At 73.3% G+C, this 10,810-nt stretch carries 7 protein-coding genes; 4 read left to right on the forward strand and 3 right to left on the reverse strand.

From position 1 onward, the window contains the following. Positions 1 to 61: 61 nt before the first annotated feature. Positions 62 to 2,242 (forward strand): 3-hydroxyacyl-CoA dehydrogenase NAD-binding domain-containing protein, encoded by a 2,181-nt coding sequence (locus tag AB0G59_RS28845; protein ID WP_360917649.1) that lies wholly within the window; start codon positions 62 to 64, stop codon positions 2,240 to 2,242. Positions 2,243 to 2,277: 35 nt separating this feature from the next. On the opposite strand, the gene AB0G59_RS28850 is transcribed toward AB0G59_RS28845, so the two are convergent. Together AB0G59_RS28850 and AB0G59_RS28855 are read right to left on the reverse strand one after the other, a co-directional pair. After that, positions 2,278 to 3,030: a MerR family transcriptional regulator gene (locus AB0G59_RS28850; RefSeq protein ID WP_360917652.1), complete on the reverse strand. Its 753-nt coding sequence runs from the start codon at positions 3,028 to 3,030 to the stop codon at positions 2,278 to 2,280. 137 nt (positions 3,031 to 3,167) lie between these two features. Next, entirely contained in the window at positions 3,168 to 4,688 is a 1,521-nt protein-coding gene (locus AB0G59_RS28855) for a M1 family metallopeptidase (protein ID WP_360917655.1), read from the reverse strand. Positions 4,689 to 4,875: 187 nt separating this feature from the next. On the opposite strand from AB0G59_RS28855, the gene AB0G59_RS28860 reads away from it, so the two are divergent. Continuing rightward, complete coding sequence (locus AB0G59_RS28860) at positions 4,876 to 6,855, forward strand: Xaa-Pro dipeptidyl-peptidase (RefSeq protein WP_360917658.1); 1,980 nt, start codon at positions 4,876 to 4,878, stop codon at positions 6,853 to 6,855. A gap of 43 nt (positions 6,856 to 6,898) precedes the next feature. Here AB0G59_RS28860 and AB0G59_RS28865 read toward each other — a convergent pair whose 3' ends face one another. Next, entirely contained in the window at positions 6,899 to 7,852 is a 954-nt protein-coding gene (locus AB0G59_RS28865; RefSeq protein ID WP_360917661.1) for an FAD-dependent oxidoreductase, read from the reverse strand. A gap of 69 nt (positions 7,853 to 7,921) precedes the next feature. Here AB0G59_RS28865 and AB0G59_RS28870 point away from each other — a divergent pair, with 69 nt between their 5' ends. Both AB0G59_RS28870 and AB0G59_RS28875 read left to right on the forward strand, forming a co-directional pair. Further along, positions 7,922 to 8,962, forward strand: a complete 1,041-nt coding sequence (locus AB0G59_RS28870) for an oxidoreductase (protein WP_360917664.1) — start codon at positions 7,922 to 7,924, stop codon at positions 8,960 to 8,962. A gap of 51 nt (positions 8,963 to 9,013) precedes the next feature. Continuing rightward, positions 9,014 to 10,651 (forward strand): ABC-F family ATP-binding cassette domain-containing protein, encoded by a 1,638-nt coding sequence (locus AB0G59_RS28875; RefSeq protein ID WP_360917667.1) that lies wholly within the window; start codon positions 9,014 to 9,016, stop codon positions 10,649 to 10,651. Positions 10,652 to 10,810: the final 159 nt, after the last annotated feature.

Here is a 10,810-nt window from a genome sequence, read left to right on the forward strand (position 1 = left end):
CGGACGGGCTGGAAAATCCAGCCCGTCCGGCGATTGAGGACAGACCTCTGGAGACTTCGAAATGAGCGAGCCCACCACCATCCGTTACGAGCGGAGCGAGAGCGGCGTCGTCACCCTCGTCCTCGACGACCCGCAGCAGTCCGCCAACACCATGAACGACGCCTTCAAGGCCTCCCTCACCGCGGTCGCCGACCGCCTGGAGGCGGAGCGTCAAGCGGATCCGGCGTCCGTGCGCGGCGTCATCGTCACGTCCGCCAAGAAGACCTTCTTCGCCGGCGGCGACCTGCGCGAGCTGATCGCCGCCACCCCCGCCGACGCCGAGCGCGTCTTCGAGGCGGGCATGACGGTCAAGCGCGACCTGCGCCGCATCGAGACCCTCGGCGTGCCCGTCGTCGCCGCCGTCAACGGAGCGGCCCTCGGGGGCGGCTACGAGATCGCCCTCGCCTGTCACCACCGCGTCGCCCTCGACGCGCCCGGCTCGAAGATCGGCCTGCCCGAGGTCACCCTCGGCCTGCTGCCCGGGGGCGGCGGCGTCACCCGCACCGTACGGCTGCTCGGCATCACCGACGCACTGCTGAAGGTGCTGCTCCAGGGCACCCAGTACGACCCGCACCGCGCCCTGGAGGCCGGGCTCGTGCACGAGGTGGCGGCCGACCCGGAGGAGCTGCTGGCCAAGGCGCACGCGTTCATCGAGGCCAACCCGAGCTCGCAGCAGCCGTGGGACGCCAAGGGGTACAAGATCCCCGGCGGCACCCCGGCCAGCCCGCGCTTCGCCGCCAACCTGCCGGCGTTCCCGGCCACCCTGAAGAAGCAGACCGGCGGCGCCCCCTACCCGGCGCCCCGCAACATCCTGGCCGCCGCCGTCGAGGGCTCGCAGGTCGACTTCGAGACCGCGCAGGTCATCGAGGCCCGCTACTTCACCGAGCTGGTCACCGGGCAGACCGCCAAGAACATGATCCAGGCGTTCTTCTTCGACCTGCAGGCCGTCAACTCCGGCGCCAGCCGCCCCCAGGGCATCGAGCGCCGCACCGTACGCAAGGTCGCGGTGCTCGGCGCGGGCATGATGGGCGCGGGCATCGCCTACTCCTGCGCGCGGGCCGGCATCGACGTCGTCCTCAAGGACGTCTCCCTGGAGAACGCCCGCAAGGGCAAGGCCTACTCCGAGGGCCTGCTCGCCAAGGCGCTGGCCAAGGGCCGTACGACGGAGGAGAAGCGCGACGCGCTCCTCGCCCGCATCACCCCGACCGCCGACGCCGCCGACCTGGCGGGCTGCGACGCCGTCATCGAGGCCGTCTTCGAGGACCCGGCGCTCAAGCACAAGGTGTTCCAGGAGATCCAGCACGTCGTCGAGCCGGACGCCCTGCTGTGCTCCAACACCTCCACCCTGCCCATCACCCTGCTCGCCGAGGGCGTCGAGCGGCGCACCGACTTCGTCGGGCTGCACTTCTTCTCGCCCGTCGACAAGATGCCGCTGGTGGAGATCATCAAGGGGGAGCGGACCGGTGACGAGGCCCTGGCCCGCGCCTTCGACCTGGTCCGGCAGCTGCGCAAGACCCCCGTCGTCGTCAACGACTCGCGCGGCTTCTTCACCTCGCGCGTCATCGGGCGGTTCATCAACGAGGGCGTCGCGATGATCGGCGAGGGCGTTCCCGCCGCCTCCGTGGAGCAGGCCGCCGCCCAGGCCGGCTATCCCGCCAAGGTCCTCTCCCTGATGGACGAGCTGACCCTCACCCTGCCCCGGAAGATCCGCGAGGAGAGCAGGCGCGCGGTCGAGGAGGCCGGCGGCACCTGGACCCCGCACCCCGCCGACGCGGTCATCGACCGCATGGTGGAGGAGTTCGGGCGCACGGGCCGCAGCGGCGGGGCCGGGTTCTACGACTACGTGGACGGCAAGCGGGCCGGTCTGTGGCCCGGGCTGGCCGAGCACTTCGGTACGGGGAACGGGCAGATCCCGTTCACGGACATGAAGGAGCGCATGCTCTTCTCCGAGGCGCTGGACACGGTCCGCTGCCTGGAGGAGGGCGTGCTGACCTCGGTCGCCGACGCCAACATCGGCTCGATCCTCGGCATCGGCTTCCCCGGCTGGACCGGCGGTGTGCTGCAGTACATCAACGGCTACGAGGGCGGCCTGCCCGGCTTCGCGGCGCGCGCCCGCGAGCTGCAGGCCGCGTACGGCGAGCGGTTCGCGCCGCCCGCGCTGCTGCTGGAGAAGGCGGAGAAGGGCGAGACCTTCACCGACTGACCCGGGCAGGCCCGCGGCGTACGGGGGCGGGCCGCTCAGCCCCCGTACGTCGCCCGCAGCTCCTGCTTGAGCGAGCGCTGGAACGCGGTGACCAGCGCCTGCACCACCAGCGGCTGCATATGGGCCGAGAGCGACTTCATGGCCTCCACCTGCGCCGGGTCGCTCTCCTGCTCGCGGTAGGGCCCCCACACCTCGTCGTGGAAGAGCCGCGTCAGCTCCCGGGCCGTCGAACGGGCGTGCTCCAGCAGGACCGTACGGGCCGCCAGGATCGTCTCCAGGGCGATCGGTACGTCCAGCAGCTGCACCCCCAGCCCCAGCAGCCCCGGGTCCACCCGGAAGGCGGCGCCGCCCCCGGCGTCCTCGGCGCGCTCCAGGACGTTCATCGCGGCGAGCCGGTCGATGTCCTCCTCGGACAGGTGCCGGCCCGCCCGCCGCTCCAGCTGGGCCCGGGTGGCCTCCTCGGCCTCGTCGGGCGTCCAGGAGGCCACCAGGGCGCGGTGAATGGCCAGGTCGTGCGCGCTGAGGTCCTCCGGCAGGCGCCGCACGTAGCGTTCGATGGCGGCCAGCGTCAGCCCCTGGTGCTGCAGCTCCTCGATCAGGGCCAGCCGCGAGAGGTGGTCCGGGCCGTACCGGCCGACCCTGCGCGCTCCTATCGCCGGCGGGGGCAGCAGGCCCCGCGTGCCGTAGAAGCGCACCGTGCGGACGGTCACGCCGGCGCGGGCGGCCAACTCGTCGACCGTGAGGCCCGTTTCCGCAGTGTCCGCGGCGTTCCCGGCGGAGGTGTCCATCAGCGGTGCCTCGCTCTCTGTCGCGCCCTTCGGCCCAACAGTATTGCTGTGCCACCACCCCTGTGAAACCCTCGCCGGCCCGGCACGCGCGGGAAGGGCCCGTCGTCGTCGGACGACGGGCCCTTGCGCGGTGGGGGTCAGTGCCGGTGGGCGCTCTGCGCGTCCTGGATCTTCTTCCAGGACTTGGGCGCGGCGGTCTTGCCGGTCAGGGACCGGGCCGGCTTGCCGTCCTTGACGGCCGTCCCGATGCCGTCCTTCGCGGCCACGGCGGCGCTCGGCTTGCTGTCGGTGAACAGCCAGGTGTCGAAGAGCTTCTGCAGCGGCTTGCCGGAGGTCTTCTCCGCGAACTTCACGAAGTCCTGCACCGAGCTGTTGCCGAACTTCTTCTCGGTCGTCCACTGCTTGACGATCGAGAAGAAGGCCTTGTCGCCGACCTTGTTGCGCAGCGCCTGCAGGGCGATCGCCCCGCGCTGGTAGACGGCGCTGTGGAACTGGTTGTCCGCGCCCGGGTCACCCGGCTTGACCTTCCAGAAGGCGTTGTCCGCCGGGATGGTGTCGTAGATGTAGTTCGCGAGCTCCTGCCCGGTGCCCTCGCCCTCCTTCTCCGACCACAGCCACTGCGCGTAGGTGGCGAAGCCCTCGTTGACCCAGATGTCGCGCCAGTCCTTCACCGAGACGCTGTCACCGAACCACTGGTGGGCCAGCTCGTGGACGACCAGCGAGGCGTTCGAGCCGTTGGCGAAGCCGGAGGGGCTGTAGTACGGCCGGGTCTGGGTCTCCAGCGCGTAGCCGGTCTTCACGTTCGGCACGTAGCCGCCGATGGCGTTGAACGGGTACGGGCCGAAGACCGTGCTCTCCCAGTCGATGATCTCGGTGGTGCGCCCGACGCTGGCCTTGGCCGAGGCGAGGTTGTCGCCGAGGTCCTTGCTGTAGGCGTTGAGGACCGGCAGGCCGGCGGCCGTCTTGTCGGTGGTGATGTCGAACTTGCCGATCGCCAGCGTGGCCAGATAGCTGGCCTGCGGCTTGGTCGAGCGCCAGTTGTAGCGCGTCCAGCCCAGCTTGGAGCTCTGCGACTTCAGCTCGCCGTTGCTGACCGTCTGCAGCCCGTCCGGCACCGACACCGAGATGTCGTACGTGGCCTTGTCGGTCGGGTGGTCGTTGCTGGGGAACCACCAGACCGCCGACTCCGGCTCGTTGGCCACGACCGCCCCGTCCGGGGTGCGCTGCCAGGCGGAGTAGCCGCCGATCTGCACCTGGGAGGGCACGCCGCTGTAGCGGACGACGACGGTGATCTCCCGGCCCTTCTCCAGGGCGGAGGACGGCGTGATCTCCAGCTCGTGGTCGCCGGTCTTGGCGAACGCGGCCTTGTTGCCGTTGATCAGCACCTCGCTGACGTTCAGCGCGAAGTCCAGGTTGAAGCGCGACAGCGCCTGCGTGGTGGTGGCGGTCAGCGTCGCCGTGCCCTCCAGCTTGTCCGACGTGGGCTGGTACTTCAGCCTCAAGTCGTAGTGGGAGACGTCGTATCCGCCGTTCCCGGAGGTCGGGTAGTAGGAGTCTCCGGCACCCGGCGCGCCGGGCGTGGCGTCGGCAGCCGATGCCGGGATCGCCAGCAGCATGAAGGCGGCGGCCGCGCTCGGAACGATGAGTCTGTGACGCACGAGTCACTCCAACTCGTAGGGGGCGAAAGATCAATCGCAGCCTATGTACTCATTGCCGATGCGGCTATGTCCATGGTGCATTCCGACATGTGATCGACATGCGCCCGTCATGACGGCCATCCACGTCAACTTCAGGACCCCCGTCTACCCCCTTCTGCCCAGGAGTTGACCGCGCTACCGTCCGGCCGTGCCCATACGCGCGGGGAAGGCCCGCATACCCTGGACCGAGTCCGTACTGGCGGCCCTGGCCGCCCTGATGGCCGTTCTCCTGACGGCGCCGGGCGCCGCCCACGCCGCCCCCGCCCCGGGCGGCGCGAGGACGCCGGGCGAGAGCAGACCCGTCTACTCCTACGACCGTGCCGTCCGTGAATCCGTCTGGGTGGACACCCGGCTCGACGGCGACGGCGACGGGCGCACCGACCGCGTCGCCGTCGACGTCATCCGCCCCCGGGAAGCCGCCGAGCAGGGCCTGAAGGTGCCCGTCATCATGGACGCCAGCCCGTACTACTCCTGCTGCGGGCGCGGCAACGAGAGCCAGAAGAAGACCTACGACGCCCAGGGGAACCCCGTTCAATTCCCCTTGTACTACGACAATTTCTTTGTGCCGCGCGGCTACGCCGTCGTCCTGGTCGACCTCGCCGGAACCAACCGCTCCGACGGCTGCGTCGACGTCGGCGGCCGCTCCGACATCCAGTCCGCCAAGGCCGTCGTCGACTGGCTGAACGGCCGCGCCCAGGGCTACGCCTCCCGCACCGGCACGACGAGGACCACCGCCGACTGGACCACCGGAGCCGTCGGCATGATCGGCAAGAGCTACGACGGCACCGTCGCCAACGGCGTCGCCGCCACCGGCGTCGAGGGCTTGAAGACCATCGTCCCCATCGGGGCCATCAGCTCCTGGTACGACTACTACTTCGCCCAGGGTGCGGCCCTCTTCGGCAGCGGCCCCGACGGCCTCGCGGACCGCGTCGAGAGCCCCGGGGCACGCGGCCGCTGCCAGGCCGTACAGCGCCGGCTCGTCGAAGGCGCGCCCCGCAACGGCGACTGGACGCCCCTGTGGGACGAGCGCGACTACGTCAAGGACGCGCACAAGGTGCGCGCCAGCGTCCTGGCCGTCCACGGCATGCAGGACCTCAACGTCCGCACCAAGCACTTCGGCCAGTGGTGGGACGCCCTCGCCGAACAGGGCGTGGAGCGCAAGGTCTGGCTGTCCCAGGCCGGGCACGTCGACCCCTTCGACTTCCGCCGCGACGCCTGGGTGCGCACCCTGCACCGCTGGTTCGACCACTACCTCCTCGGCTACGCCAACGGCATCGAGCGCGAGCCCATGGCCGACGTCGAACGCGCCCCCGACCAGTGGTCCACCGACCGCCTCTGGCCGCCCCGCACGACCCGCGCAACCACCCTGCGCCCGGCCGCCGGCCCGCTGCCCGGCGTCGGCACGCTGGGCACCGAGCCCGCACCCGCCGGCGCGACGGAGTCCTTCACCGACGACCCGAAGCAGAACGAGAGCGACTGGTCCGCCCACATCGACCGGACGACACCGGCCAAGGCCGGCTTCACCACCCGCCCCCTGACGCGCGACCTGCGGCTGTCGGGCTCGTCGACGGTCCGGCTGACCCTCACCCCGTCCACCGCCTCCGCGCACGTCTCGGCCGTCCTCGTCGACCTCGGCCCGGCCGCCGTCCGCGACTACGCCGACGCGGGCGAGGGCATCCGCACCCTCGCCGACCGCACCTGCTGGGGCAGCGGCACCACCGCCGACACCGGCTGCTTCAAACGGACCGAGGCGGACGTGGAGAACGTCGCCCATACCGTCGTCAGCCGCGGCTGGGCCGACCTGGGCCACGCCGCCGACCCCTCCCACGGCGGCCCGCTCACTCCCGGCACGCCCTACACCGTCACCCTCGACCTCGCCGCCACCGACCACGTCGTCCCGGCGGGCCACCGCCTGGCCCTCATCGTGGCCGGCACGGACGGCGGCCTGGTCGAACCGGCCTCCACCACCCCACGCCTGACGATCGACCTGCGCCGCACCGCCGCGAGCCTCCCGCTCGTCGGCGGCCCCGCGGCCTTCGCCCGGGCGACGCGGGACGCCCGCCCGCACGACCGTGACGACACCCCGCGCCCCGGCCTGCGCGTACCCGTCCCGCTGCACTTGCCCTGAGCGGCGTGGGCTCCCCCTGCCGTAAGGGGGAGCCCCACCGTGCTCAGCCCTCGGCCAGGTCCGCGACGTCCAGCGCGCAGCCCCACGAGACCGTGATCCCGGCCCCGCCGTGACCGTAGTTGTGCACCACCCGCGCCCCGCCCGGCAGCCGCTCGGCCTCCAGCCGCACCCGCGATCGCGCCGGGCGCAGCCCCACGCGGTGCGCCAGGACACGGGCCTGGCCCAGCCGGGGGAAGACCCTCGAACACCGGCCGATGATCGCCTGGGCCGTGCAGGGCGAGGGCGTACGGTCCCACTCGTGCTCGCGGGCGGTGCCGCCGAGGACGACCCCGTACGGCTGCGGCAGTACGTACAGCGTGTCCGCCCGGCCGTCGGCGACGACCGTGAACCACTCGTCGATCCCCGGGTCCTCGACCACCACCAGCTGGCCCCGCACCGGGTGGACCGCGGGGTCGGGGACCAGGTCCCGGGCGCCCAGCCCCGAGCAGTTGACCACCGTCCGCGCCGCCTCGGCCGCCTGTGCCAGCGTGGAGAGCGGGCGGACGGTGACCGTGCCGCCCGCCGCCGCCAGCCGGCGCTGCAGATAGGCCAGGTGCGTCGCCATGTCCAGCAGCGGCACGCGGGCCCGCACCCCGCGCTCGTACCCGCGCGGCAACTCGCCCGGCCCCGCGGCCCGCAGTCCGGCCACCCCGGCCGCCCACGCCCCCAACGCCTGCGGCACCGCCCCGGCGTGCGTACCGTCGACCATGCGCACCCCGGTCTCCGCGGGCCGCCCGGCCAGCCCCGCCATGACCGCCAGCGAGCGCAGCGCCCAGCGGCCGACCGCCTCCAGCGGCTCGATCCGATACGGCCACCACAGGCCCCCGGCCAACGCCGACGTGGTCCGCGAGGACGGCGAGCGGGTCCACACCTCGACCGCGCGCCCCCGCTCCGCCAGCACGATCGCGCTGGTCAGACCGGTGACCCCGGCACCGACAACGATCACATCGCTTGCCATGCGCCGACGGTACAACCGAAAACACCGCCGCCGGGCTCGAAGCGGCACACACGGGGGAATACTGCGTGCATGGCGGTGGAGTACGCGACCTTCGCGCTGGCGCCGGCGGCGCACGCCGGGGACGAAGTCCCCAGGGAGCCCCCGGACTTCGTGGTGGACGGCACCCCCCTGCTGCTGCGCCTGGCCGGCGCGGGCGCCCTCCCGCCACCCGTCGCGCAGCGCGGGCCGGCCCCGACCGCCGCACGGGTACGGGCACTGCTCCCACCGGACGGCCCCGGCGGACGCCAGGTGATCTACGCCTGCCCCCAGTGCGAGGAGCCGGCGGGCGCCGTGGACGAGCCCTCGCGCCGTGCGGACGCACAAGCGCACCACCCGGCGGGTTGCGAGGTGATCAGCGCCGTCGTCGAGAGCGACCGCACGGACGTCGTCTGGCGGGACTTCGCCCGGCAGACCGGGCCGCCGGCGGACCCCGCCTGCCACGGCTACCCGGGAATCGGGCCCTTCCGCTTCCGCGCGGAGGAGTACCGTGCCGTCCTGCGCCGGCTCCTCGCCGGCCTCTCCCCGGCGGCCCGTCCCCGGCGCGTCCTTCTCGTCGGCCCGCGCGTCGCCCTCTTCGCCCGGCTCGCGGCCACCCTGCGCACCCTCGGTACGGGCGCCGACATCAGCCGCGACGCGGTGCGCGCGCACCCGGACGAGATACGGACCTACGGCGCCGTGGCCTTCGACCCCGCGGTCGGCGAGGAGGAGCGGGCCGCGGTGCGCGCCGCGTTCGCGGCCGCCGGCCACGACGCCGGCTTCGTCGAGGCACCCGCCCCGCTCCTGGCGGTGCTCGTCGCCCAGGTCGAGCAGGCGCTGCAGCCCCCGCCGGACGGCCGGCGCCGCCTGACCGGCCTCGCGGCGGCCGCGGGCGAGGCCCGCCTGGAGGTCGCGGCGGCCTGCCGGGTGCGGCTCACGGGCTACGGCAGGGGGCCCCTGCGGCGGCCCCGGGTCCGCGAGCTCTTCGACGACGGACTGGAGCCCGGCCCGCACCGCGTGCCGCTCGGGGCCCGCCTGGCCTTCGTCGTGGCCCGCACCTACGGCGAGGTGCTGGTCGCCAGGGTGGCCGGCTGAGGGAAAACCGGTTTCGGCGGCCCCCGGCCCAGCGGCTACAGTCGTGGTCTCATGAGTGCCACCCTCGTCGCCAAGGACCTCGCCGCCGGACACGGCGACCGCACCCTCTTCTCCGGGCTCGACCTCGTCGTCGCGCCCGGTGAGGTCATCGGTCTCGTCGGAGCCAACGGCGCCGGGAAGTCCACCCTGCTGCGCCTGCTCGCCGGCCTCGCCACGCCGGACGAGGGCACCCTGCGGCTCAGCCCGCCGGCCGCGACGGTCGGCCACCTGCCGCAGGAGCCCGAGCGCCGGGAGGGCGAGACCGTACGCGCCTTCCTCGCCCGCCGCACCGGCGTCACCGCCGCGCAGGCCGCCCTCGACGCCGCCACCCAGGGGCTCGTCGACGGCACGCCCGGCGCCGACGACGCCTACGCCGTCGCCCTCGAGCGCTGGCTCGACCTCGGCGGCGCCGACCTCGACGAGCGCGCGGAGGAGGTCGTCGGCTCCCTCGGCCTCACCGTCGGCCTGGACCGGCCCATGACCGGCCTCTCCGGCGGCCAGGCCGCCCGCGCCGGCCTCGCCTCGCTGCTGCTCAGCCGCTACGACGTCTTCCTCCTCGACGAGCCCACCAACGACCTCGACCTGGACGGGCTGGCCAGGCTGGAGGACTTCGTCACCGGGCTGCGCGCCGGCACGGTCCTGGTCAGCCACGACCGCGAGTTCCTCGCCCGCACGGTCGACAAGGTCCTCGAACTCGACCTCGCCCAGCAGCAGGTCAACCTCTACGGCGGCGGCTACGCCGCCTACCTGGAGGAGCGCGAGACCGCGCGCCGCCACGCCCGCGAGGCCTACGAGGAGTACGCCGACACCCGCTCCTCCCTGGAGGCCCGCGCCCGCACCCAGCGGAACTGGATGGAGAAGGGCGTCCGCAACGCCCGCCGCAAGTCCACCGACAACGACAAGATCGGCCGCAAGCTCCGCGCCGAGTCGACCGAGAAGCAGGCCGCCAAGGCCCGCCAGACCGAGCGCCTCATCGAGCGGCTCGACGTCGTCGAGGAGCCCCGCAAGGAGTGGGAGCTGCGCATGGAGATCGCCGCCGCGCCCCGCTCGGGCGCGGTCGTGGCGACGCTGCGCGGCGCGGTGGTACGGCGCGGAGCCTTCACACTGGGCCCCGTCGACCTGCAGATCGACTGGGCCGACCGGGTCGCCGTCACCGGCGCCAACGGCTCGGGCAAGTCCACCCTCCTCGCCGCCCTGCTGGGCCGGCTGACCCCGGACGAGGGCAGCGCCGCGCTGGGCCCGGGCGTCGTCGTCGGCGAGGTCGACCAGGCACGGGCCCTGTTCTTCGGCGACGAGGCGCTGCTGGACGCCTTCGGAGCGGCGGTCCCCGAGCTGCCCCCGGCGGAAGTCCGCACCCTCCTGGCGAAGTTCGGCCTCAAGGCCGCCCACGTCCTGCGCCCGGCCGCCACCCTCTCACCGGGCGAGCGCACCCGCGCCGCGCTCGCCCTCCTCCAGGCCAGGGGCGTCAACCTGCTCGTCCTGGACGAGCCCACCAACCATCTCGACCTGCCGGCGATCGAACAGCTGGAGTCGGCGCTGGCCTCGTACAACGGCACGCTGCTGCTGGTGACGCACGACCGCCGCATGCTCGACGCTGTCGCGACGACCCGGCGCCTCGAGGTGACCGAGGGCTGCGTTACCGAACGCTGACTTCTGGGGGCGAGCCCCCAGACCCCCGGACCGCGCTGCGCGCGGTGTCCTCAAACGCCGGACGGGCTGGATCTTCCGCCGGTTCCGGGCGACAAAATCAGCCCGTCCGGCGTTTGAGGACCGGGGTCCGGGGCGGGGCCCCGGGTACGGGAAGGGGCG

It is taken from the genome of Streptomyces sp. NPDC021096 (genome assembly GCF_040641275.1).
Classification (GTDB): domain Bacteria; phylum Actinomycetota; class Actinomycetes; order Streptomycetales; family Streptomycetaceae; genus Streptomyces.